We start from the raw sequence: 24,531 nt of genomic DNA, 5'->3' as shown, positions 1-24,531 counted from the left end.
CAACCTGTGGCGAGGGGGCTTGTCGGAACGCCGCACCGCCCCGTTTGAGTGCGTAGCACTCACAAGATTTTTGGTACAACAGAGATTTTGGGGCTGCTTCGCAGCCCAACGGGGGCAAGCCCCCTCGCCACAGACCGCTCCCACATTGGATTTGTATTCAGGTGGCGATCATCGGGGGCATTGTGCCCAGTAGCGAAACCGCTGCCACCGCGCCTATTCCCAGCAACCATTCCAGCGCAACGCTGGTACGCAGCAGGCCCGGGCGCTGTTGGCAATCCTCGATCCGCAGCCGGTTGAACAGCGCCAACCCCAGCATCGCGATCACCAGCACAACCTTGATCAACAGAATCAGCGCAAACCCGGACAGCAACGGTGTCGGCCAGAACGCCCCGGTCAATACCCGCACGTTGATCAAGCCAGTCATCACCAGCCCCGCCACCAGGGCGTAGCCGATTCCGCTGAAGCGTCGCAGTATTGCGCTCAAGGGATGATCGGCCGGTTGGCGCAGGATCATCACCAGCAACATCAACCCACCGAGCCAGGCGCCGACGCAGGTCAGGTGAATGATCTGGTTGAGGATCAGCAACTGGCCTTGCAGGCCATCGAGCATGGCGCCATGACCGACCGGGGCCAGTGTCGCCAGCAGCAGGCTGGAAAGGCTGATGCGCAAGGGCAGGTTTGTACGCCAAGGCGTCAGCAGCAATGCCATGAGCAACAGATTGAGCAGCAGATGCCAACGCCAGACCTGACCGAAAAAGGTATTGCTCAGCACCAGACTCAGCGTCGCCGGGTCGAATGCCGCCTCCGGGGAACTGGCCATGCTGGCGGTGATCAGCAGCAACCAGCCGACGCCGCTGAGCAACGCCACCACGCTGAGCCAGCGAGTCACTCGCGCCAGGGCCGGATCCTGCCACTTCGTTTCGCGGCCCAACAGCAAAGGCCTGAACGCCCAGGCCCCGAACAGCATCAACACCACGGTGAAATGCACAAAGCGGCACAGCACCAGCGCATCAGTCATGAATCACTGACCCACCTTGAAGCGGTAGGCGCCTTCACTTTTATGGGTGTCGACCGACACGGCATGCCATTCGACTTTGTAATCGCCAGCGGCCAATGGTGCTGCCGGAGTGACGATCAGGGTTTTCTTGTCGCTACCTTCGGTGGCCAGGCTTTTCACCGGCACGTCGGCACCGTCCTTGCTGATCATCACTTTGGTGAACGTCGCTTCAACCCCTTCGGAAAATACCAGGCGCAGTTCCGAAGGCGCGGCGACGGTGCTGTCGGCCGCCGGAACCTGGCTTTTCAGGTGGGCGTGGGCAAACACCGACGAGGCGGCGAGCAGCGAGCCGAGGAGGGCGGTGGCGGTCAGGGCGTTCTTGAGCAGCATCGTGGATACCTTGCAGGCAAGTTCAAAGTGGCGGCCAGTTTACCTGCCCCAAGACTGCTGTACGAAGTTTCGTTTTCCCCTGTCGCCCCGATCCAGAGCGGATGCTAGTCTTGACCAACGCTGTTGTCAGGGAGCCCTCATGGGCAATCACAAGATCGAGATTCGTCGCAGTAACGTCGAAAAAATCCTGTTGGCGGCCGAAAAGGTCTTCGCCGAAAAAGGCTTCGGCAGCACCGCCATGGCCGACATCGCCGCCGAAGTGCAACTGCCGCGTTCCAACCTGCATTACTACTTCAGCACCAAGAGCGAGCTGTACAGCGCGGTATTGCTGGGCTTGCTGGAGGTCTGGAAGCAGGACGCCTTGTGCTTCGAAATGTTCGACGACCCGCGAGTGGTGCTCAGCAGCTACATCCGCGCCAAGATGAACCATTCCCGCAGCCGGCCTTACGGTTCGAAAGTCTGGGCCAACGAAATCATCCACGGCGCACCGACCCTCGGTGAGAAGCTGGACGCGAGCCTGTACGACTGGGCCAAGATGAAAGAAGCGAAAATTCGCCAGTGGGTGGAGGACAAACGCATCCTGCCGGTAGAGCCTTCCAGCCTGCTGTACATGATCTGGGCCTCGACCCAGCACTACGCCGACTTCGATCATCAGGTGAATATTCTTAATGATCATCAGCCGTTGTCGGATATGCAGTTCGAGCGGGCGGTGCAGACGGTGACCAGTGTGATCTTGCGGGGGATCGGATTGGAGCCATAAATCAAAGGATCGCAGCCTCGTTTCACTCCGTAGGTGCTGTCGAGTGAAACGAGGCTGCGATCTCTTGATCCTCAACGATCAAACGGAAACGTGATACGGATTCCTCGGATCATGGTTCCAATCCAGAAACGGCTTACCGGTATCCATAGGCACCATCTCAATACAATCCTGCACCGGACACGTGATCTGACACAGATTGCAGCCCACACACTCATCATCAATCACTTGATATTTATGCGTGCCGTCCGCCTGTTTGAGGCTGGCAATCGCCTGGTGCGAGGTGTCTTCGCAAGCGATGTGGCAGCGACCGCAACCGATACACGCCTCCTGATCAATCTTCGCAATCACTTGATAGTTGATGTCCAGGTATTTCCAGTCCGTGGTATTGCCCACCGCACGCCCGGTAAAATCCGACACGCTGGCGTAGCCTTGACTGTCCATCCAGCGCGACAACCCGTCCTTCATCTCCTCGACAATCCGGAAACCATGCAACATCGCCGCCGTGCACACCTGCACCGAACCGCTGCCCAGGGCAATGAATTCCGCGGCATCGCGCCAGCTGCCGATGCCGCCGATACCCGAGATTGGCAGGCCTTGGGTCTGCGGGTCGCGGGCGATTTCGGCGACCATGTTCAGCGCGATCGGCTTCACCGCCGAGCCACAATAACCGCCATGGGTGCTTTGGCTGCCGACGGCGGGGTTGGCGACCATGCGTTCCAGATTGACGCTGGTGATCGAGTTGATGGTGTTGATCAACGACACCGCATCGGCCCCGCCCCGGTGCGCGGCACGGGCGGCGACGCGGATGTCGGTGATGTTCGGCGTGAGCTTGACGATCACCGGCAGCGAGCAATAGGTCTTGCACCAGCGAGTGACCTGCTCGACGTACTCCGGCACCTGGCCGACCGCCGCGCCCATGCCCCGTTCCGGCATGCCGTGGGGGCAGCCGAAATTCAGCTCGATGCCGTCGGCCCCGGTGGCTTCCACCAGCGGCAGGATGCTTTTCCACGATTCTTCGACGCAGGGCACCATCAGCGAGACGATCAGCGCGCGGTCCGGCCAGTCCTTTTTGACCTGGGTGATTTCCCGCAGGTTGATTTCCAGGGAACGGTCGGTGATCAGCTCGATGTTGTTAAAACCAAGCACCTCCCGATTAGCCCCGAAGTGTGCCGAGTAGCGTGACGATACGTTGACCGCCGCCGGGTCTTCACCCAGGGTTTTCCAGACCACACCGCCCCAGCCGGCTTCGAATGCACGGACCACGTTGTAGGCTTTGTCGGTCGGCGGCGCAGAGGCGAGCCAGAACGGATTGGGGGCCTTGATGCCGGCGAAGACAATCGAGAGATCGGCCATTTACGCAGCCTCCACGTTGAGCATGAGTTGAGCGTTGATGGCCTCAGCGGCGAGCTTGCCGTGCTGCACGGCCTGCACGGTGAGGTCCTGATCGAGGCTGGTGCAGTCGCCGCCGGCATAGACGCCGGGGATGCTGGTGCGCAGCTGTTCGTCGACGAGGATGCGGTCGCCCTGACGCTTGAGTTCACGGGCTAGCGGATCGGCGAGGGCGCTGCCGTCGAAAGCCTGGCCGATGGCTTTGAAGATCGCATCAGCGGCCAGTTCGAAGGTTTCGCCGGTGGTTTGCAGGCGACCTTCCACCAACCGCGTGCGGGCAAAGCGCATGCCACGCACCTGGCCGTTCTCATCGAGCAGGACTTCGTCGGGTTGTGCCCACGTCAGCAAACGCACTTGATTGGCCTTGGCGATGTCCTGTTCGTGACCGGTGGCGCCCATGTCGGGGGCGCCACGGCGGTACACCAGATTCACGTCACGGGCACCGAGGCGGGCCATTTGCACGGCCATGTCGATGGCGGTGTTGCCGGCGCCGAGGACGATGCAATGCTCGGCCAGCGGTAGTTGCGTCAGGTCATCGGCCTGGCGCAGTTCACGGATGTAATCGGTGGCGGCGAGCAGGCCAGGGGCGTCCTCGTGGGCCAGCCCCAACTGTTTGCTGGCGGCCAGGCCGAGGCCGAGGAACACCGCGTCGAATTGCTGATGCAATTCGCTGAGGGTCAGGTTGTCGCCGAGTTTCTGGCCGTGGCGAATCTCGATCCCGCCAATCCCCATCAGGAACTCCAGCTCCTTCTGCGCGTAATCGTCCACCAGTTTGTACTTGGCGATCCCGTATTCGTTGAGGCCGCCAGCCTTTTCCCGGGCCTCGAAAATCACCACGTCATGACCGTGCATGGCGCTGCGATGCGCACATGACAAACCGGCCGGGCCGGCGCCCACCACGGCGATGCGCTTGCCGGTCGGGGCGGCGCGCTGGAACGGGTGTTCGCTGAAGTTCGCGTTGTCCACGGCATAGCGTTGCAACAGGCCGATCAGCACCGGCGCGCATTCCTGAGCGTTGTTACGCACGCAGGCTTGCTGGCAGAGGATTTCCGTCGGACAGACCCGGGCACAACTGCCGCCGAGGATGTTGGCCGAGAGGATTTTCTGCGCGGCGCCCTGAACGTTTTCCTGATGGATATTGCGGATGAACGACGGAATATCGATGTCGCTCGGGCAGGCGTTCACGCATGGTGCGTCGTAGCAATACAGGCAGCGCGAGGCTTCCAGATGCGCCTGACGGTCGTTGAGCGGCGGCGCCAGATCGGTGAAATGGCCGGCGAGGGTTACCGCGTCCTCATGGGGACGGGGGAGGTGGTTCAGGGTCTTGATCACGGTGTTTGGCCTCACGGTTATTGAGGTACTGCCTCTGGTGGGCATTGGTTTTTACGCATCATCCTGTGGCGAGGGGAGCTTGCTCCCGCTGGGTAGCGAAGCCGCCCCGGTTCCTGACAATTCGGTTGTCCTGACACTCCGAGCCGACTGGTTTTGGGCCTGCTGCGCAGTCCAGCGGGAGCAAGCTCCCTCGCCACAGGTGGTCAGGTCAGCGTTTCACTGCTGTCGGCTTATGCAACTCAGCCCGCTTACTCAGCAAATCAAACACCGCCGGATACGCCGGCCGTTCGATGTAGCGACCGGCACCACGCTCGGCCCGCAGGTCACCATCGGCCCACACCACTCGGCCCTGGCTGACGGTGTGGCTCGGCACGCCGCGTACGGTCTTGCCTTCGAAGATGTTGAAGTCGACTTGCTGATGATGAGTCTTGGCTGAAATCGTCCGCGTGCCTTGCGGATCCCACAGCACCAGATCCGCATCGGCGCCCACACGAATCGCACCCTTGCGCGGGTAGAGGTTGAAAATTTTCGCGGTGTTGGTGGAGGTGAGGGCAACGAAGTGCTGCATCGACAAGCGCCCGGTGTTCACCCCTTCATCCCAGAGCACCGCCATGCGGTCTTCGATACCGGCGGTGCCATTGGGGATCTTGCTGAAGTCATCACGACCGGCGGCTTTTTGCTCGGCGCAGAAGCAGCAGTGGTCGGTGGCGGTGGTGTGCAGGTTGCCCGATTGCAGGCCGTGCCAAAGCGCCTCTTGATGGCCGCGAGGACGGAAGGGCGGGCTCATCACGTAACCGGCGGCAGTCTGCCAATCCGGATGTTGGTAAACGCTGTCGTCGAGCAGCAGATGCCCGGCCAGCACTTCGCCATAGACCGGTTGCCCCTTGGCGCGGGCGTAGGTGATTTCGTCGAGCGCTTCCTTGGTCGAGACGTGAACCAGGTACAGCGGTGTGCCAAGGGTTTCGGCAATGCGGATCGCCCGGCTCGCGGCTTCACCTTCCACCTGCGACGGGCGCGACAGCGGGTGCGCTTCCGGCCCGGTGATGCCTTGCGCCATCAACTTGCGTTGCAGGTGATAGACCAACTCGCCGTTTTCCGCGTGCACGGTCGGCACCGCGCCCAATTCCAGGCAACGCTCGAAACTCGCCACCAGGGTGTCGTCAGCGGCCATGATCGCGTTCTTGTAGGCCATGAAATGCTTGAAACTGTTGACCCCGTGCTGGCTGACCAGCTCGGCCATTTCCTCGCGAACCTGCTCGCTCCACCAGGTGATGGCAACGTGGAAGCCATAGTCCGAAGCCGACTTCTCGGCCCAGCCGCGCCATTGATGAAAGGCCTCCATCAACGATTGCTGCGGGTTGGGAATCACGAAGTCGATGATCGACGTGGTGCCGCCGGCGAGCCCCGCCGCAGTGCCGCTGAAGAAGTCTTCGCTGGCCACCGTGCCCATGAAGGGCAGTTGCATGTGCGTGTGTGGATCGATGCCGCCGGGCATCAGGTATTGGCCGCTGCCGTCGAGCACTTGCGCATCGGCGGGAACATCGAGGTTTTCACCGATGGCTTTGATCACGCCGTCGGCGCAATAGACGTCGGCGCGATAACTTTCATCATGGGTAATAACTGTGGCGCCACGGATCAACAGAGACATTCCGAGTTCCTCGCAGGCATGACCGGCTATTGCCGGTTCTAGATGTTTTATATGAAGCAGACGCCAATCGATGTATTCCTGTCAGCGCTGTCAAGAATAGACGCTAGCTGCAGTTTGTGGATTGAGCAAGAATATTTTTTATAAGCTTATTACCGTTTTAACTTATTGAAAAATAACGATTAAAAATGAAAATCACCAAAATGGTGAGGCCTCTCACCATTTTGACGCACTTGACAGGTTCGAAATATGGTCAAGATTTTCTATGTGAAATCAGCTGCTTGAGAATGGTCTATGGTTGAGGCGCAACCTTTGAAAAAAACAGGAATGCACCAGATTGAGTCCTGACTGTTCGGACAACTTGCCTGACATTCGGCCTGAGTGGCATGGCAACTCGCCGCGGATTCAATAGTTGAATAAATAAAGCTGATTAACATCAGTTGGTTAGCGAAGTTTTATGGCACTGCCCAATGCGCCAGCGGAGCCCCCGGCACGTTTATTGATGCCGCCGCAGACACCTTGGCCGGTCCATGAACGTTGTCAGTTTCTCCGGCCATCGTCCGGCTCGCGCACCTCGCGCCAGCCGCTGATGAGCAAAAATAATCAAAAGAACAGTGGAGCGGCCATGCAACAGATCAGATCGCAAGTGACCGAGCGCGACGGCTTGTTTGAGCTCGAAGCCGGCAGCGATGTCCTCGATAGTCCCCGTTACAACCACGACATGGCACCGACCAAGGTGCGCGAACGAACCTGGAACAAATGGCACATCACCGCGCTGTGGGTCGGCATGGCGATCTGCGTGCCGACCTACACCCTCGGCGGCGTACTCACTGCCTACTTCGGCCTGACTGTCGGCGAAGCGCTGCTGGCGATTCTGTTCGCCAACATCATCGTGCTGATCCCGCTGACCCTGAATGCCTTCCCCGGCACCAAGTACGGCATTCCGTTTCCGGTGCTGCTGCGCTCGTCCTTCGGCATCCTCGGTTCGAACATTCCGTGCCTGATCCGTGCCCTGGTGGCGTGTGGCTGGTTCGGCATCCAGACCATGTTCGGCGGGCTGGCGATCCACCTGTTTCTCGGCTCGGTGTTCGATGACTGGAAAGCCCTCGGCGGTACCGGCGAAGTGATCGGCTTCATGGTGTTCTGGGCCTTGAACCTGTGGGTGGTGATTCGCGGCGCGGACTCGATCAAATGGCTGGAAACCCTCTCGGCGCCGTTGTTGGTGCTGGTGGGCGTGGGGCTGTTGGTGTGGGCCATGCCGAACGTATCGATGACCGAGTTGCTGGCGATCCCGGCCAAGCGTCCGGAAGGGGCCAGCGTGGTCAGTTACTTTGCCGCCGGGCTGACCGCCATGGTCGGGTTCTGGGCCACCTTGTCGCTGAACATTCCAGACTTCAGCCGCTACGCGAAAAGCCAGAAGGATCAGATCGTCGGGCAGATCATCGGCTTGCCCCTGACCATGTTCCTGTTCGCCTCCCTCGGCGTGGTGATGACCGCCGCCTCGGTAAAACTGGTGGGCGTGACCGTCTCTGATCCGGTCACCCTGATCGGCCATATTCAGAGCCCGGTCTGGGTTGCACTGGCCATGGCGCTGATCATCATTGCCACATTGTCCACCAACACCGCGGCCAACATCGTGTCGCCAACCAACGATTTCCAGAACGTCGCGCCCAAGTACATCAACCGCACTACAGCGGTGATGCTCACGGGGTTGGTCGGGTTGGCGCTGATGGCCCATGAACTGCTGAAGAAGCTCGGGCTGATCGTCTCGGATCTAAGCCTGGAGACGGTGTATTCCAACTGGTTGCTGGGTTATTCGAGCCTGTTGGGCCCGATCGCCGGGATCATGGTGGTGGACTATTTCCTGATCAAGAAACAGCAGCTGGACCTGGCAGGTCTCTATCGTGATGACGTTTACCCGGCATGGAACGGGTTCGGTTTTATCGCGTTCGGCGTGCCGGTGGTGTTGACGCTGCTGTCGCTGGGCAGCGATGCATTCAGCTGGTTCTACAGCTACGGCTGGTTCACCGGCTCGGCCCTTGGTGGGCTGATTTATTACGGGTTGAGTGCGATGCGGCCGAGTCCTACTGCCGTGAAATCTGCGGTGTGAGGGATGGCCTCATCGCGAGCAGGCCTCGAATACACCAAAGAAATGCCTGAAAAAACATAACAACTGCCTGAGGAGATCATCATGAACGCTGCCGTAGACGTTCTGCAGTCCACCCATCAGCACATCAACCGCGACCGTCTGTGGCAGTCGCTCATGGACCTGGCCAAACTCGGCGCCACGGTCAAGGGCGGCGTCTGCCGGCTGGCCCTGACTGACCTCGACCGCCAGGCCCGGGACATTTTCGTGAACTGGTGCGAGGAGGCCGGCTGCACCGTCAGCATCGACGCCGTCGGCAACATCTTCGCCCGCCGTGCGGGGCGCAACCCGAACCTGCCGCCGGTGATGACCGGCAGCCACATCGACACCCAGCCCACCGGCGGCAAGTTCGACGGCTGCTTCGGCGTGCTGGCCGGGGTCGAAGTCTTGCGCACCCTCAATGACCTAAAGGTGGAAACCGAAGCGCCACTGGAAGTGGTGGTCTGGACCAACGAAGAAGGCTCGCGCTTCGCCCCGTGCATGATGGGCTCCGGTGTGTTCGCGGAAAAATTCACCCTCGAAGAAACCCTGGCCAAGGTCGATGCCGAGGGCGTGACCGTCGGTGAAGCCCTGAACGCCATCGGCTATGCCGGGCCGCGCAAGGTCAGCGGCCATGCCGTCGGCGCGTATTTCGAGGCCCACATCGAGCAAGGCCCGATTCTTGAAGACGAACACAAAACCATCGGCGTGGTAATGGGCGCCCTCGGGCAAAAATGGTTCGACCTGAAACTGCGCGGCGTCGAAGCCCACGCCGGCCCGACGCCGATGCACCTGCGCAAGGACGCGCTGGTTGGCGCTTCGGTGATCGTCGGCGCGGTCAATCGTGCCGCCCTCGGCCATCAACCCCACGCCTGCGGCACCGTCGGTTGCCTGCAAGCCTATCCCGGTTCGCGCAACGTGATTCCTGGCGAAGTGCGCATGACCCTGGACTTTCGTCACCTGGAGCCGGCACGACTCGATTCGATGATTGCCGAAGTCCGCGAAGTCATCGAAACCACCTGCGAGGAACACGGCCTGACCTTCGAGCTGACACCCACCGCCGACTTCCCGCCGCTGTACTTCGACAAGGGCTGCGTCGAAGCAGTACGCGGTGCGGCGCAAGGGTTGGGGCTGTCGCACATGGACATCGTCAGCGGGGCAGGGCACGACGCAATCTTCCTCGCCGAACTCGGCCCGGCGGGGATGATTTTCGTGCCTTGCGAGGGCGGCATCAGCCACAACGAAATCGAAAACGCCGCGCCCGATGACCTGGCTGCCGGGTGCGCAGTGTTGTTGCGGGCGATGCTGGCGGCTTCGGAGGCGATCGCCCGCGGTGAACTCGCGGCCTGAAGTTGCCGACGTGCGCTGAAAAAGTCAGCGCACGTCACAAACCCGAATGCTTGATCGTCCTGGAAAGAGCTGGAGGAATTTATCAAGGATGCATTCACCGAAGATGGATGAGGGAAAGCCGATTCCGTGCGGCTTTCCTGTCAACTACTCCGGGACTGTCGACGGGCCGGAAACTACCAAAGCGCCAAGGTATAGCTGACGATCAGGCGGTTCTCATCCAGATCGTTGCCGAAGTTCGAACGCACCGAGGCGTTGCGCCATTTAAAGCCCAGGCCTTTCAACGTACCGTCCTGCACCATGCCCCCGGCTGCATGCTGGTGACAGATTTATTGAATAGTGCTTTGTAGAGGCCGTACGGGCTCATGTGTAAGAATCATGTGAGCCTCGGATGAGGCTGTTCTCAACCAGGTATGGATACAACGGACAAACAATGAACACGGCTCAACTATCGATTCGTCAGTACATAAACGCCAAGGACGGCAACCGTCCACATTTGTTACACCAGGCCTTTGCGCCAGACGCATTGCTGGACATGGTCGTGCGCACCGGGTCTATCTCGTTTCCACCCCACGTTGAAGGCCTTGGCGCCATCGGCGATGTGCTGGTGAGGCGATTCGGCCAGACCTTCGAAAACGTCTATACGTTCTGCCTGGGCCCCCCACCTGAGCGGGAGGCGAAAACATTCCAGTGCAAATGGCTGGTTGGCATGTCCGACAAAAACTCCGGCGAAGCCCGAGTCGGTTGCGGTCTATATGAATGGCAGTTCAGCCCCGAGTCGGGACTTGTCGAAAAACTCACCATCACCATCGAGCACATGAAAACCCTGCCGGCGACTGATCTGCCCCGCATCATGGCGTGGGTATCGCAGCGGGATTACCCATGGTGCGGCCCGCAAGCGTTGGTGAGCAATGCTCCAGATATCGACGCCCTTGAAGAGGTGATCCAGTACGTGATGGCCGATATTCCAACCTGACCCTCGCAGGTGTGCGGGTAATACCGTCAGTCGTCAGCGCCGCTATCTGCACTATCCCAACCGCCCGCGGTCGTAATCTTCACAGAGCGGCGCATGACTGCGCCGCCGCAGGCGTGGAGATCCAATGAGCCAGGACGTCCTGACCACCGAAACCAATCGCCGCCAGTTGCAACAGATCATCGCCGGCCTGTCCGATGGGGTGATTCTGCTGGAACTCGACCAGACGATCCTCTGGGCCAATGACGCCGCGCTGGCCATGCACGGCGTCAGCGAACTCGGCGAGTTGGGAGCCAATGCCAGGGCGTACGCACAGCGTTTTGCCTTGCGTTATCGCAACAATCACCCGGTGCCGACAAATAATTATCCGATCAGCCGTGTCGCCCGCGGCGAGACATTCAGCGATGTGCTGGTTGAATTGACGCCGGTCGAAAACGATGAACGCACATGGGTTCACAGTGTGCGCAGCATGGTGCTGGCGGATCGCAACGGCGAGCCGGAATCGCTGGTGCTGATCATGAACGATGTCACCGAATGGGCCAGCGCCGAGCAGCGTTTTGAAAAGACCTTCAACGCCAACCCGGCCCCGGCGGTGATCTGTCGCCTCGACGATTTACGCTATATCAAAGTCAACCAGGGCTTCCTGGAAATGACTGGCTATACCCGAGATCAGGTGATCGGCGCCTCGGCCTATGAACTGGACGTACTGGCGCAGGCCGAAAATAAAGACCTGGCCAAGCAGCGTTTACGTGACGGCGCAACCATTGCGCAGATGCAGGCCGAGCTGCAATTGCCCGACGGTGGCAGCAAACAGGTGATCGTTGCCGGACAACCGCTCGAGCTCAACGACGATGCATGCATGCTGTTTTCCTTCGTGGACATGGAGCCTCGGCACAAGGCCGAAATTGCTCTGCGCCAGAGCGAGGAGCGGTTCGCCAAAGCCTTCCGTCTCACCCCGGTGCCGATCCTGGTGTGCAGCGCCAACGATCAGGTGGTGATCGACGTAAATGAAGCTTTTCTCGACACGCTTGCGTACCCCAGTGAAGAGGTACTCGGCAAAACAGTGGCGCAACTCGGTTTCATTGAAGACTCGAGCGCGGGTAAGCGGCTGTTTGCAACCCTGGAGAAAACCGGCAGCGTCGATCGCATCGATGTCCGCGTGCGCAGGAAGGATGCCGGGCTGATCGATTGCGCGCTCTCGGCAGACACCGTGAACATTCAGGACGGTCTTTGCTACTTGCTGGTATTGATGGACATCACCGAGCGCAAACGCACCGAGCTTGAGTTGGTGTCGGCGATCGAAGAAGTGATGAAAGACGCGTCCTGGTTTAGCCGCACGCTGATCGAGAAACTGGCCAATGTGAAGCACGTCAAATCGCCCCAATGGCCCCGCGTGTCATTCGCTGACCTGACCGCCCGGGAGCGCGATGTACTCGGCCTGATCTGTGAAGGCCTGGCCGACAAGGAAATCGCCGCGCGCTTGAAACTGGCGCCCAATACGGTGCGCAATCACGTTTCGACGGTGTATTCCAAGCTTGACGTGCACAGCCGTAGCGAAGCGATTGTCTGGGCTCGCGAGCGGGGTCTGTTTGCTGGCGAGAGACGGCCCAAGGGCCAACGTTAAGGTGCAAATGCACTAGTGGGGCTGGTGCAATTTCATGTGTTTGTCCGATGGGGCTTTTTCTAGGCTGACAAGGCCGATACGTGACTTCGGGTCGGTATCGCGTCCTCTTCGATGCAGCTAAAGGAACAGCCACATGGGCATGAACAGATCAGGCAAACGTTCGGTTTTGCATCGTCGCCAAGGTGAATCGAGATGATTTACCTGACGCAATTGCGTACGCAACTGGAGCGTAGTTTTTCGCCATTGGCCTGCGAGTGTGTGCTCACGGGGGATAATTCGTTGACGGTGAAGCTTTATCACCCGGCGACGGGGCAGGTGGATCTGGTGGTCAGCGGGTTGAACGCAACGACGCTCAGGACATCGGAGGCGGTGACGGCGTTGATTGAAGAGTTGCGGTATGAGCTTGAGAACAGTGGGCTTCATCGGTCCAGTGCTGTGTAGGCGCTGGCTAGAGAAGCCGACCCGTCTCTTGCAGATGTCCCTGGTTCAAACTGTGGGAGCGGCCTTGCCTGCGATGGCGGCTTTATAGCCGGCCGGGATTTTGATGGTGTACCTATCCATCTCCTGCGATAACGGCCACTTAGGGGGCGGGCTCGGTGTTTTCCTGGCATTGGCGTGTGGCTGGGCTATAAGGAATGCGAGGTATTTCTTTTCTGCGACGGGGCCGCGGGTGCGCGGTGTGGTTTTCGTGTCGTGGAAAATGTCGACTACTTACCGCGGGTCAGTCTATGAACAGTCTTGGGAAACGTGCTTTTTCGCTCATGCTTTTCGCGGCGATTCTGGGTGGTTGTGCCAGTCCGCCACCTCCAACACCCGCTGCGCCGCCACCGCCACCGGTTCGTACCTGTCAGACCTCCGAGAACACCGACGTCCAGGGTGATATGAGGGCTGAGGGTCAGGTGACCCGGACCACGACACTGACTCGTTGCGTCACTCAGTAAGCCTGGTCTGGTGTAACGGTGTGTACCGCCAGCGCCCATTCGTGCGACTGGCGGCTATGGCCTGAACGGCGGTTCAGACTTCCTCGATGCTGACCCACCGCGACTCGCGTGCTGCCAGGCGAATCGCTGTCGCCAGGCGTTCGACTTCCCATGCTTGCTCGAAATCTGTCCCGTCCTGACCGAGACCAGCCAGCGCCATCACCAGCTCATGCACTTCAAGGGTCTTGAGTTCGTTGTAACCCAACTGGTGCCCCGGCGCCGGGCTGAAGGCCGCATAACCCGGCAAGTCCGGCCCTGCCAGCAAGCGTTGGAAACCGCCTTGCCCCGCGCGATACAACCGCAGTTCATTCAGGCGTTCCTGATCGAACGCCAGGGTGCCGCGGGTGCCGCTGATTTCAAAACTCAGGTGATTCTTGTAACCGTGCTTCAGCCAGCTGCTGCTGAACGTCCCTCGCGCGCCGTTGGCGAACCGCAGCAACGCGTGGACCTGATCGTCGACTGCGACCTCGCGTCGTTCCTGACCCCCCAACGTAACGGGACGTTGTGCGTGAACGGTCTGGGTGTCGGCGCATACCGCCTGCACATCGCCCAACAGATGACGGGCCATGGCCAGCAAGTGACTGCCCAGGTCCGCCAAGGCACCGCCGGCGTAATCAGCGTCGCAGCGCCAGGACCAGGGTGAAACGGGATCGGCCATGAAGTCTTCGCTGAATTCACCCTGGAAACTGATGATCTGCCCCAACTCGCCGTTTTGGATCAAATCGCGAGCCAGGCCGATGATCGGATTGTGCTGGTAGTTGTAACCGACCCGCGTCACTACGCCTGCGACTTTGGCGGCAAGACGCATCGCGTTGGCCTGTTCAAGATTCACGGCCAACGGTTTTTCGCAGTACACCGGTTTGCCAGCGGCAAGCGCGGCCATGGCCATGGGGTAGTGCAGATGATTGGGGGTGGTGATGGCGATCAGGTTGACCTTGGGGTCATCGATCAAGCGTTGCCAGTCGCTATGAGCGGTATCGAAGCCCCAGGCGTCAGCGCAGTGCCGGGCGCGCTGGGGATCGGCGTCGGCGAGGGCGGCAAGCCTGAGCTTCAGCGGCAATTCAAAAACCGCGCTGACGTTGCGGAAGGCCAAGGCGTGGGCGCGGCCCATGAAACCTGTGCCGATGAGTCCGATACCGAGTTCGCGCATAGCCGGGGTCCTTTTGGATTTCTGTTTTCAGGAGGGCTATTTATGGAATAAAAATTCTCAATGCGCAATCGGGTGGAATAAATATTCTTTTATTGTGCGGCGTCAGCAGTGGCAGGAATGGTGCCTTGACGCACGCCTTGTAGCAGCTGGCGAAGCCTGCGTTCGGCTGCGTAGCAGCCGTAAAACCAGAGATTGTGGTGTGTCAGGCAGACCGCATTCGCCGGGTTGACGACTGCTTCGCAGCCGAACGCAGCCTCGCTGGGGCTCGACAGCTGCTACAGAACGCAGGCTTCGACAGCTGCTACAGATCGCGTTACGGCTGCCTTTGGTTCATTCCCAGATCCGAATCAGGACAAGAACCCGCCATCCACATTCAGCGAAACCCCAGTCGTATAACTGGAAGCATCACTCGCCAGATACAACACCGCACCGGCCATTTCACTCGGGTTCGCTACGCGCTTGAGCGGAATCTGCTGCAGTGCGGTTTTCAGAATGGCGTCGTTCTTCACCAGTGCCGAAGCGAACTTGGTATCGGTCAGGCCTGGCAGCAGGGCGTTGCAGCGGATGCCGAATTGCGCGCATTCCTTGGCGAAGACTTTGGTCATGTTGATCACCGCTGCCTTGGTCACCGAGTAGATGCCCTGGAAGATCCCCGGCGAGATGCCGTTGATCGAGGCAACGTTGATGATGCTGCCGCCGCCGTGTTCGCGCATCAGCTTGCCGGCTTCCACCGACATGAAGAAGTAGCCGCGAATGTTCACGTCGACGGTTTTCTGGAAGGCGCTGAGGTCGGTGTCCAGTACGTTGCAGAACTGCGGGTTGGTCGCCGCGTTGTTGACCAGAATGTCCAGGCGCCCGAACTGTTCGCGGATGCCGGCGAAAACCTGGGTGATCTGTTCCATCTCACCAATGTGGCAGGCGATGGCGGTGGCCTTACCGCCGGCGGCGATGATCGCGTCGGCGACGTGCTGGCAACCGTCGAGTTTGCGGCTCGAGACGATCACGTGGGCGCCTTGCTGAGCCAGCAGTTTGGCAATCGCTTCACCAATGCCGCGGCTGGCGCCGGAGACGAAAGCGATCTTGCCGTCGAGGTCGAACAACTGAGTCTTGGACATGATTTTTCCTTGTTATGGGGCGCGATCAGAGGCTGGATTTCTGGATGACTTGCAGGCTCATCTGCTCCAGCAGTTTGTTCATATGAATGAACTGCGCGAAGCGTTTGTCCTGGGTCTGACCATGGAAGAAGCGGTAGTAGATCTGTTGCACGATGCCGGCCAGGCGGAACAGGCCGTAGGTGTAATAGAAGTCGAAATTGTCGATCTGGATGCCTGCGCGCTCGGCGTAGTAATCGACGAATTCACGGCGGGTCAGCATGCCAGGAGCGTGGCTTGGCTGGCGGCGCATTAGTTGCACCGGTGCCGGGTCGTCGGCTTCGATCCAGTAGGCGAGGGTGTTGCCCAGGTCCATCAGCGGGTCGCCGAGGGTGGTCAGTTCCCAATCCAGCACACCAATGATCTGCATGGGGTTGTCGGAGTCGAGGATCACGTTATCGAAGCGGTAATCGTTGTGGACGATGCTCGATATCGGGTGGTCGGCCGGCATCTTGTCGTTGAGCCAGGCCTTCACCGCTTCCCATTTTGGCGCGTCCGGGGTCAGGGCTTTTTCGTAACGCTCGCTCCAGCCTTTGATTTGCCGTGCCACATAGCCTTCGGGTTTGCCGAGGTCGCCCAGGCCATAGGCCTTGTAGTCGACCTGGTGCAGTTCGACGAATCTGTCGATGAAGCTCTTGCACAGGGTTTCGGTCTTCGCTGAATCCAGGCCCAGTTCCGGCGGCAGTTCGGAGCGCAGGATGATGCCCTTGACCCGTTCCATCACATAGAACTCGGCGCCGATCACCGATTCGTCGGTGCAGTGCACATAGGCCTTGGGGCAGTACGGAAAGCCGTCACGCAGTTGATTGAGGATGCGAAATTCGCGGCCCATGTCGTGGGCGGACTTGGCCTTGTGGCCGAACGGTGGCCGACGCAGGACGAATTCCTGTTCGGGGTATTCCAGCAGGTAGGTCAGGTTCGATGCACCGCCTGGAAACTGGCTGATTTTCGGTAAGCCGCTCAGGCCCGGAATGTGCGCCTTGAGGTACGGATCGATCAGGCTGGCATCGAGTTCTTCGCCGGAGCGGATACGGGTGGACTGGTCAGTAAGCGCCATGCTTATCCCTTCTGCTTATTTTGGAGGCCAGACTTCATTGGTTAATCTAATGATGCGCCGGGGTCGCCACAAGCGTGACGCGGTCTTATAGGTTAGCGTGTTGCCGGATAATCAGCGTTCCTGATGTGCGCGAACAGGCTCGGCGGACTATGGTTCAGGGAGCACTGCTTCCAGGAAGGATATTCGACATGGGCTGTCCGCAAGTTTGCGCCACCGCGACTCTGCAATGCAGTTTTGGCGCGGCGCCGGCGCTACTCAATGTGCTGCCAGCATTTGCTGGAGCTGATCGACAAGCGTTTGCCGGTGGCGCAGGCCGGGTTGCAGTTGAGTCAGACCCCGGAGCGCCTGGCCGCTGAAGACTTTCTCAATCGTCTGAAGCTAGCCGGCACCTGGCTGGGCCCGATGTTTGTGCGCGACAAGAGCGGTTAATGATTGTGCTGGATGGTTGCTGTCGGCGGCGGTAAGGCAATGGGCGTCAGTACCGGCTGACCGGAAAAAAACGCCATCAGGTTTTTGCCGACCAGTTCCACGGTGCCTTGCGTGGCCTCCGGGGACAATCCCGCGACATGGGGGGTCAGAATCACGTTGGTCAGCACCTTGAGGGCGTCCGGTACCTGGGGTTCGTTATCGAACACATCCAGCGCGGCCCCGGCGATCCGCCGCTGTTCCAGTGCGCTGATCAAGTCCGCCGTGACGATGACGCTGGCCCGGGCGATGTTGACGATGAATCCATTGGGCCCCAGGGCGTTGAGTACCTGCCTGTTGATCAGGTGTTGGGTGCCGAGCCCGCCTGGCGCGGCGACTATCAGAAAGTCCGAGTGGCGTGCCAGCTCGGTAGGTGTCGAGCAGAAGCTATAGGGCACGTCGCTGCGATGCTGGCGGTTGTGGTAACTGACCCTCATGTCGAAGCCATTGGCGGCACGTTTGGCGATAGCAATGCCGACCGCCCCGAGACCGAGGATGCCCAGATGTTTACCGGCCAGGGACGGACGCATGATTTTCGGCCACTCGCCCCGACGCACGGCGGCATCGGCCCGAGGGATATCGCGCACCAGTGCCAGCAGCAACGCCATGGCGTGGTCGGCGACGGAAGAGGCATTGACGCCGGCCCCGTTGGTGACGGTAATGCCGCGATCGGCGGCGGCTTGCAGATCGACATGTTCGAAGCCGGCGCCGATCACACAGATGATCTTGAGGTTGGGCAGGGCGGCGATTTCATCGGCGTGCAAGCCCAATGGACCGCGCGTCAACACCGCATCGATCTGACCTCCCTGTCGGGTAATGGCGGCGGCGCGCTCGGCCGGGGTTGGAGCCAGGATCAAATGAAACCCCTGATGTTCGAGAATCGGCAGGTATTCATTGATGGTTTCAACCAGTACCAGAACAGTTGCGGTCATGCTGGGCTCCTGAGGGCAGTGGAATATTGCGGCTTGAACGTCGCTTCAGGTTGCTGAGTCCAGAGCGGTTTGGCAATGGCCAGGTTTTTTGGCTCCCGGTGTCGGAGCTGGCGAAGCCTGCGATCCCTCTAATGACAACACTAGATCAAGCGCGGCAGATGGAGAGGATTTGTCCGCACCGCTCGCTCCTACAGGAGAATGCAGGCGCCAGCTGCATCTGATCCGTATAACCGTTGCTCAGCTAAGTCTTTGCTTCTGCTGATGAATCCCGGACAATCGCGCCCCTGTTTCGGTCAGGGCGCTGCCTGTCGGGTTTTCCGACTCGTCCTGACCGGGTGGCAAGTGACCGGAAAGCGGAGATCCGACCGGATGAATGATCAGGCCAATAGCGTCGACGAACGCTATGTAGCGGCAACACCAGCGAGCCTAGAAAGCTGGAATCGCCAAGACACCACCTGGATGCTGGGCCTGTTTGGCACGGCGATCGGGGCTGGTACCCTGTTTTTACCGATCAACGCGGGGCTGGGCGGTTTCTGGCCGCTGTTGATCCTGGCGCTGCTGGCGTTCCCCATGACGTTTTACGCGCACCGTGGCCTGACCCGCTTCGTACTGTCCGGTCGCGAAGGCGCGGACATCACCGAAGTGGTGGAAGAACACTTTGGCATCAAGGCCGGTGCGCTGATCACGTTGCTGTATTTCTTCGCGATCTTCCCGATCCTGCTGATCTACAGCGTGGCCCTGACCAACACCGTGGGCAGTTTCCTCGAGCATCAGTTGCACATCATGCCGCCGCCGCGCGCCGTGCTGTCGTTCGTGTTGATCCTCGGCCTGCTGGCGGTGGTACGTTGCGGCGAGCAGGTGATCGTCAAGGCCATGAGCCTGATGGTGTATCCGTTCATCGTCGCGCTGCTGTTTTTGGCGGTGTTCCTGATTCCTCACTGGAATGGCGGCATCCTCAGCACCGCCTCCACGCTGCCTGAGTCGTCAGCGCTGCTGCACACCCTGTGGCTGGCGATTCCGGTGATGGTGTTCTCGTTCAACCATTCGCCGATCATTTCGGCGTTCGCAGTGGACCAGAAGCGTCGCTACGGTGATCACGCCGAAGAGCGCAGCTCGCAGATCCTGTCCCGTGCCCATGTGTTGATGGTGGTGATGGTGCTGTTCTTCGTCTTCAGCTGCGTGCTGACCCTGTCGCCGGCGCAACTGGCGGAGGCCAAGGCACAGAACCTGTCGATCCTGTCGTACCTGGCCAACCACTTCAGCAACCCGACCATCGCCTTCGCGGCGCCGTTGATTGCCTTCGTGGCCATTTCCAAGTCGTTCCTGGGCCACTACATCGGTGCCAGCGAAGGCTTGAAGGGCCTGATCGTCAAAAGCGGCAAACGTCCGGCACCGAAGACCCTGGACCGCATGACCGCCGCGTTCATGCTGGTGGTCTGCTGGATCGTCGCCACCCTGAACCCGAGCATTCTCGGCATGATCGAAACCCTCGGTGGCCCGGTCATCGCGGCGATCCTGTTCCTGATGCCGATGTACGCGATCCGCAAGGTTCCGGCGATGGCGCGCTTTCGTGGTCAGGCCTCGAACGTCTTCGTGACGGCGGTGGGCCTGGTGGCGATTTCGGCGTTGATCTACTCCCTGACTGCCTGACGCATACCCTGGGAGCGAGGCGTGCCCGCGAAGAACGATAACGCAGTATGCCTGATGGACCGAGGCGACTGATTCGCGGGAAAGCCTCGCTCCGGGGGGGGCAGGGCAACCTGATCCAGAGCACACCATTCCAAGGTATTAACGGCTAAGCTGCGGGTTGCATTAGCGTATCATCGTGGAGCGCTTTCTCTGGAGACGCTTTATGGCAGGTGCCACTGGCGCAACGGTGCAACCCCGTGCCGATATACCCAATCGCTGGCTGGACGTATTGGCCGGCTTGTCGATTGCCGGTTTGTTGTTGCCCGAGGCGGTCGCCTATTCCAGCATTGCTGCGTTACCGCCACAGGCCGGGGTCATTGCGTTGTTCGCCGGTCTGCTGTGCTACGGGCTGTTAGGCACCAGCCGTTTTGCCATCGTTTCCGCGACCTCTTCCTCCGCCGCCGTTCTGGCTGCCTCCACCGCCACGCTGGCCAACGGTGATTCCGCCCTGCGTATGAGCCTGGCGATCGGTCTGGTGCTGGTGACCGGAGGGTTCTTTTTGCTGGCCGGTCTGCTCAGGTTCGGCAGCGTGACTTCGTTCATTGCCAAACCGGTGTTGCGCGGCTTTGCCTTGGGCCTGGCGATGACCATCATCCTCAAGCAGGTGGCGAGCGCCGTCGATGTGCACTTGAACAGCGGCAATCTGATCCACCTCATGCCGCAGTTGCTGGAGCAGTTGCCACAGTGGAATCGCGTCGGCGCGCTGGTGGCGGCTGTGTCATTGGTGGTGCTGTGGCTGTGCGCGCGGGTCCGGCGCTTGCCCGGAGGTTTGCTGGTCGTGGCACTCGGCATTGCGGCCGGCCAGTGGCTGAACTTACCGGCCTACGGGGTGAAACTGATCGGTGTGATCGACCTGAGCCTTGAAATGCCTCGGCTGCCAGTATTGCCGTTTACCGACTGGGCTGCGTCTGGGGGAATTGGCGTTTGCCATGGTGATGATTCTGTATGCCGAGTCTTATGGATCGATCACCTCGTTTGCGATCAAGCACGGTGACCGCGTCTCCTCGAACCGTGATCTGCTGGCTCTCGGTGCGGCCAATTTGCTGTCCGGGCTATTCCATGGCATGCCGGCGGGCGCCGGTTACTCCGCGACGTCGGCCAATGAGGCAGCGGGGGCCGGTTCGCGTCTGGCCGGCGCGGTGGCGGCGGGGGTGGTCTTGCTCATCGTATTGACGGTACTGCCCTACATCGCCCTGACTCCCGAGCCGGTGCTGGCCGCCATCGTCATTCATGCCTTGGCGCGCGGTTTGAGCCTGCAGCCATTGGGGCGCTATTTCATCTGGCGTCGCGACCGCTTGCTGGTGATCTGCGCGGTGGCGGCGGTGCTGGTGTTGGGGGTGCTGGATGGCTTGCTGGTAGCGGTGGTGATCAGCGTGATGCTGATGCTGAAACAGATGTCTTCGGCGGATATTCAAGTGCTGGGGCAAATGGGCAGTGGTCACGATTACGTCGATCTGCAGCGTCATCCTCACGCCGTGCAAACCCCCGGCATATTGATCCTCAGACCCAGCGAGGCACTGTTTTTCGCTAATGTGGAACGCATTCTGGGTGGTGCGCTGCACCTGGCCCGGCACTCAGAGCCACTGGTGCATACGATTATTCTCAGTCTCGAAGAGTCGCCCGATCTGGACGGTACCAGCATCGAAGCGCTGGAAGCGTTCTTTTTGCAGGTGCGGGCGCTGAACATGTTGTTGATCCTGGCGCGGCTCAAGGACCAGGCTCAGGCGGTACTCTCGATATTGCCCGCCCAGGAACGCGAACAGGTCATTCTCAGCGACCTGAGTGTCGACGTTGCCGTACACCAAGCGCTCACGTTGGCCGGGCAGGTGTCGCAGGCATAAAAAAACGCCGCTCATCTCACGATGGGCGGCGTTTTTTATTGCTTTGTAGCGTTAGGCTTGAACGACCGGGATGTTGGCGTTCGCAGCAGCTTCACGGAACTCGGCGATCTGGTCGAAGGACAGGTAGCGGTAAACATCGGCCGCCATGCTGTCGATCTTGCCAGCGTATTCCATGTACTCCTCGACGGTCGGCAGGCGACCCAGGATGGACGCAACGGACGCCAGCTCGGCCGAAGCCAGGTAGACGTTCGCGCCGTCACCCAGACGGTTCGGGAAGTTACGGGTCGACGTCGACACCACGGTGCTGTTCGGCTCTACACGTGCCTGGTTACCCATGCACAGCGAGCAGCCTGGCATTTCCATGCGTGCGCCGGCTTTGCCGTAGATGCCGTAGTAGCCTTCTTCGGTCAGTTGGTGAGCGTCCATTTTGGTCGGCGGCGACAGCCACAGACGGGTTGGCAGCTGACCCTTGACCTGATCCAGCAGTTTACCGGCAGCGCGGAAGTGACCGATGTTGGTCATGCACGAACCGATGAACACTTCGTCGATCTTCTCGCCAGCAACGCTGGACAGCAGACGGGCGTCGTCCGGATCGTTCGGCGCGCAGAGCACAGGCTCTTTGATGTCGGCCAGGTCGATTTCGATGACTTCAGCGTATTCGGCGTCAGCATCGGCCACCATCAACTCAGGGTTGGCGATCCAGGCTTCCATCGCTTGAGCACGACGTTCCAGAGTACGTACATCGCCGTAGCCTTCGCCGATCATCCAGCGCAGCAGGGTGATGTTGGAGCTCAGGTACTCGGTGATCGACTCTTTCGACAGCTTGATGGTGCAACCGGCAGCCGAACGTTCGGCCGAGGCGTCGGACAGCTCGAAAGCCTGTTCGATGCTCAGGTTGTCCAGCCCTTCGATTTCCAGGATGCGGCCGGAGAAGGCGTTCTTCTTGCCTTTCTTCTCGACGGTCAGCAGGCCAGCCTGAATCGCGAAGTAAGGAATGGCGTGAACCAGGTCACGCAGGGTGACGCCCGGTTGCATTTCGCCTTTGAAGCGCACCAGGATCGATTCCGGCATGTCCAGCGGCATGACGCCAGTGGCAGCGGCGAAGGCGACCAGACCGGAACCGGCCGGGAACGAAATGCCCATCGGGAAACGGGTGTGCGAGTCACCACCGGTACCGACGGTGTCCGGCAGCAGCATGCGGTTCAGCCAGCTGTGGATGATGCCGTCACCCGGACGCAGGGAAACGCCGCCGCGGGTCATGATGAAGTCTGGCAGGGTGTGGTGGGTGGTCACGTCGATCGGCTTTGGATAAGCCGCGGTGTGGCAGAACGACTGCATGACCAGATCGGCCGAGAAACCCAGGCACGCCAGGTCTTTCAGTTCGTCGCGAGTCATCGGGCCAGTGGTGTCCTGAGAACCGACGGTGGTCATCTTCGGTTCGCAGTAGGTGCCTGGACGCACACCGGCTACGCCGCACGCCTTGCCGACCATTTTCTGCGCCAGGGTGAAACCCTTGGTGCTTTCAATCGGGGCATCCGGCTTCTTGAACAGGTCGAACGCTGGCAGACCCAGTTCGGCGCGAGCCTTCTCGGTCAGGCCACGGCCGATGATCAGCGGAATACGACCGCCGGCACGGACTTCGTCCAACAGCACTGGGGTCTTCATTTCGAAGGTGGTGATGACTTCGTCGGTACCGTGCTTGCAGACTTTGCCTGCGTGCGGGTACAGGTCGATCACGTCGCCCATGTTGATGTTGGATACATCGAATTCAATCGGCAGTGCGCCGGCATCTTCCATGGTGTTGTAGAAGATCGGAGCGATCTTGCTGCCGAAGCAGAAACCGCCGGCACGCTTGTTCGGCACGTAAGGAACGTCGTCGCCGAAGAACCACAGCACCGAGTTGGTGGCCGATTTACGCGAAGAACCGGTACCGACCACGTCGCCGACGTAGGCGATCGGGAAGCCGGAGTTGCGCATTTCTTCGATCTGCTTCATCGGACCGATGGAGCCTTGTACGTCCGGCACGATGCCGTCGCGAGCCATTTTCAGCATGGCCAGGGCGTGCAGCGGGATGTCCGGGCGGGACCAGGCATCAGGGGCAGGGGACAGGTCGTCGGTATTGGTTTCGCCGGTGACCTTGAACACGCGCAGGCTGATCTTGTCGGCCAGCACAGGGCGGTTCTTGAACCACTCGCCGTCGGCCCAGGATTGCAGCACGCCTTTGGCGTGAACGTTACCGTTCTTGGCGCGTTCAGCCACGTCGTGGAAGGCATCGAACATCAGCAGGGTGTGCTTGAGTTCTTCGGCCGCTACTGGTGCCAGTTCGGCGTCGTCCAGCAGGTTTACCAGCGTCACGATGTTGTAGCCGCCCTGCATGGTGCCGAGCAGTTCAACAGCGCGCTTCTTGTCGATCAGAGGGGATTTGGCTTCGCCTTTGGCGAGGGCAGACAGGAAACCGGCCTTTACATAGGCCGCTTCGTCCACACCTGGCGGAACGCGATTGGTGATCAGGTCAACGAGGAAAGCTTCTTCGCCAGCCGGGGGATTTTTCAGCAGCTCGACCAGGCCTGCAGTTTGTTCGGCGTTAAGCGGCTGGGGAACGATACCCAGTGCTGCGCGCTCTTCGATATGTTTGCGGTAGGCTTCAAGCACAGTTATTACCCTCATCAGTGGTCCCAAATGGG

18 protein-coding genes and 3 pseudogenes are annotated in these 24,531 nt (G+C 60.1%); 10 read left to right on the top strand and 11 right to left on the bottom strand.

The annotated features are described in order from the left end of the window. Positions 1-157 precede the first annotated feature (157 nt). Entirely contained in the window at positions 158-1,018 is an 861-nt protein-coding gene (gene copD / locus ACZ9BB_RS11725) for a copper homeostasis membrane protein CopD (protein WP_476213919.1), read from the bottom strand. Positions 1,019-1,021: 3 nt separating this feature from the next. Continuing rightward, positions 1,022-1,387 carry a copper homeostasis periplasmic binding protein CopC gene (copC, locus tag ACZ9BB_RS11720; RefSeq protein WP_476213918.1) on the bottom strand — a complete coding sequence of 122 codons (366 nt, stop codon included), beginning with the start codon at positions 1,385-1,387 and terminating at the stop codon, positions 1,022-1,024. 139 nt (positions 1,388-1,526) lie between these two features. On the opposite strand from copC, the gene ACZ9BB_RS11715 reads away from it, so the two are divergent. Next, entirely contained in the window at positions 1,527-2,147 is a 621-nt protein-coding gene (locus ACZ9BB_RS11715; protein WP_007937670.1) for a TetR/AcrR family transcriptional regulator, read from the top strand. 78 nt (positions 2,148-2,225) lie between these two features. On the opposite strand, the gene preA is transcribed toward ACZ9BB_RS11715, so the two are convergent. The 3 genes from preA to hydA form a co-directional block, all read right to left on the bottom strand. Continuing rightward, positions 2,226-3,500, bottom strand: a complete 1,275-nt coding sequence (gene preA / locus ACZ9BB_RS11710; RefSeq protein WP_476213917.1) for an NAD-dependent dihydropyrimidine dehydrogenase subunit PreA — start codon at positions 3,498-3,500, stop codon at positions 2,226-2,228. Next, positions 3,501-4,868 carry an NAD(P)-dependent oxidoreductase gene (locus tag ACZ9BB_RS11705; protein ID WP_476213916.1) on the bottom strand — a complete coding sequence of 456 codons (1,368 nt, stop codon included), beginning with the start codon at positions 4,866-4,868 and terminating at the stop codon, positions 3,501-3,503. 208 nt (positions 4,869-5,076) lie between these two features. Continuing rightward, complete coding sequence (gene hydA, locus ACZ9BB_RS11700; RefSeq protein WP_476213915.1) at positions 5,077-6,516, bottom strand: dihydropyrimidinase; 1,440 nt, start codon at positions 6,514-6,516, stop codon at positions 5,077-5,079. A gap of 622 nt (positions 6,517-7,138) precedes the next feature. On the opposite strand from hydA, the gene ACZ9BB_RS11695 reads away from it, so the two are divergent. Together ACZ9BB_RS11695 and ACZ9BB_RS11690 are read left to right on the top strand one after the other, a co-directional pair. Beyond that, a complete protein-coding gene (locus tag ACZ9BB_RS11695; RefSeq protein WP_476213914.1) occupies positions 7,139-8,623 on the top strand; it encodes an NCS1 family nucleobase:cation symporter-1 in 1,485 nt (494 codons plus the stop codon). Between the two features lie 81 nt (positions 8,624-8,704). Beyond that, positions 8,705-9,988 carry a Zn-dependent hydrolase gene (locus ACZ9BB_RS11690; RefSeq protein WP_476213913.1) on the top strand — a complete coding sequence of 428 codons (1,284 nt, stop codon included), beginning with the start codon at positions 8,705-8,707 and terminating at the stop codon, positions 9,986-9,988. 173 nt (positions 9,989-10,161) lie between these two features. On the opposite strand, the pseudogene ACZ9BB_RS11685 reads toward ACZ9BB_RS11690, so the two are convergent. Continuing rightward, positions 10,162-10,293, bottom strand: a pseudogene (locus tag ACZ9BB_RS11685) (OprD family outer membrane porin); the annotation flags it as partial. A gap of 125 nt (positions 10,294-10,418) precedes the next feature. On the opposite strand from ACZ9BB_RS11685, the gene ACZ9BB_RS11680 reads away from it, so the two are divergent. The 3 genes from ACZ9BB_RS11680 to ACZ9BB_RS11670 all read left to right on the top strand — a co-directional run bounded on the left by ACZ9BB_RS11680 (position 10,419) and on the right by ACZ9BB_RS11670 (position 13,023). Then, positions 10,419-10,961, top strand: a complete 543-nt coding sequence (locus ACZ9BB_RS11680) for a hypothetical protein (RefSeq protein WP_476213912.1) — start codon at positions 10,419-10,421, stop codon at positions 10,959-10,961. A 124-nt stretch (positions 10,962-11,085) separates the two neighbouring features. Further along, positions 11,086-12,582 (top strand): helix-turn-helix transcriptional regulator, encoded by a 1,497-nt coding sequence (locus ACZ9BB_RS11675; RefSeq protein WP_476213911.1) that lies wholly within the window; start codon positions 11,086-11,088, stop codon positions 12,580-12,582. A 192-nt stretch (positions 12,583-12,774) separates the two neighbouring features. Then, the gene (locus ACZ9BB_RS11670) at positions 12,775-13,023 is read left to right on the top strand and encodes a DUF1652 domain-containing protein (RefSeq protein ID WP_476213910.1); all 249 of its coding nucleotides are present in this window, start codon (positions 12,775-12,777) and stop codon (positions 13,021-13,023) included. A gap of 573 nt (positions 13,024-13,596) precedes the next feature. Here the strand turns inward: ACZ9BB_RS11670 and ACZ9BB_RS11665 are convergent. The 3 genes from ACZ9BB_RS11665 to ACZ9BB_RS11655 form a co-directional block, all read right to left on the bottom strand. Beyond that, positions 13,597-14,712: a Gfo/Idh/MocA family protein gene (locus tag ACZ9BB_RS11665; protein ID WP_476213909.1), complete on the bottom strand. Its 1,116-nt coding sequence runs from the start codon at positions 14,710-14,712 to the stop codon at positions 13,597-13,599. 347 nt (positions 14,713-15,059) lie between these two features. Next, positions 15,060-15,827 (bottom strand): SDR family oxidoreductase, encoded by a 768-nt coding sequence (locus ACZ9BB_RS11660; RefSeq protein WP_476213908.1) that lies wholly within the window; start codon positions 15,825-15,827, stop codon positions 15,060-15,062. A 25-nt stretch (positions 15,828-15,852) separates the two neighbouring features. Further along, positions 15,853-16,920 (bottom strand): phosphotransferase family protein, encoded by a 1,068-nt coding sequence (locus tag ACZ9BB_RS11655; RefSeq protein ID WP_476213907.1) that lies wholly within the window; start codon positions 16,918-16,920, stop codon positions 15,853-15,855. A 188-nt stretch (positions 16,921-17,108) separates the two neighbouring features. Here ACZ9BB_RS11655 and ACZ9BB_RS11650 point away from each other — a divergent pair. Both ACZ9BB_RS11650 and ACZ9BB_RS11645 read left to right on the top strand, forming a co-directional pair. Next, a pseudogene (locus ACZ9BB_RS11650) lies at positions 17,109-17,189 on the top strand (DUF4280 domain-containing protein); the annotation flags it as partial. Further along, positions 17,179-17,349, top strand: coding sequence for a hypothetical protein (locus ACZ9BB_RS11645; protein WP_476218452.1), 171 nt, complete (start codon positions 17,179-17,181; stop codon positions 17,347-17,349). The pseudogene ACZ9BB_RS11650 and the gene ACZ9BB_RS11645, both read left to right, overlap by 11 nt. On the opposite strand, the gene ACZ9BB_RS11640 is transcribed toward ACZ9BB_RS11645, so the two are convergent. Next, positions 17,346-18,317, bottom strand: a complete 972-nt coding sequence (locus ACZ9BB_RS11640; RefSeq protein WP_476213906.1) for a 2-hydroxyacid dehydrogenase — start codon at positions 18,315-18,317, stop codon at positions 17,346-17,348. The two genes, ACZ9BB_RS11645 and ACZ9BB_RS11640, sit on opposite strands and share 4 nt — an antisense overlap. A gap of 369 nt (positions 18,318-18,686) precedes the next feature. Between ACZ9BB_RS11640 and ACZ9BB_RS11635 the strand changes: the two genes are divergently transcribed. Together ACZ9BB_RS11635 and ACZ9BB_RS11630 are read left to right on the top strand one after the other, a co-directional pair. Beyond that, entirely contained in the window at positions 18,687-19,967 is a 1,281-nt protein-coding gene (locus ACZ9BB_RS11635) for a serine/threonine transporter (RefSeq protein WP_476213905.1), read from the top strand. Between the two features lie 202 nt (positions 19,968-20,169). Further along, positions 20,170-21,847: pseudogene (locus ACZ9BB_RS11630) on the top strand (SulP family inorganic anion transporter). A gap of 51 nt (positions 21,848-21,898) precedes the next feature. On the opposite strand, the gene acnB reads toward ACZ9BB_RS11630, so the two are convergent. Next, positions 21,899-24,499 (bottom strand): bifunctional aconitate hydratase 2/2-methylisocitrate dehydratase, encoded by a 2,601-nt coding sequence (acnB, locus tag ACZ9BB_RS11625; protein WP_476218279.1) that lies wholly within the window; start codon positions 24,497-24,499, stop codon positions 21,899-21,901. Between the last annotated feature and the right edge of the window lie 32 nt (positions 24,500-24,531).

It is taken from the genome of Pseudomonas sp. TE3552 (genome assembly GCF_056278945.1).
This window is presented reverse-complemented; position numbering and strand designations above follow the sequence as displayed.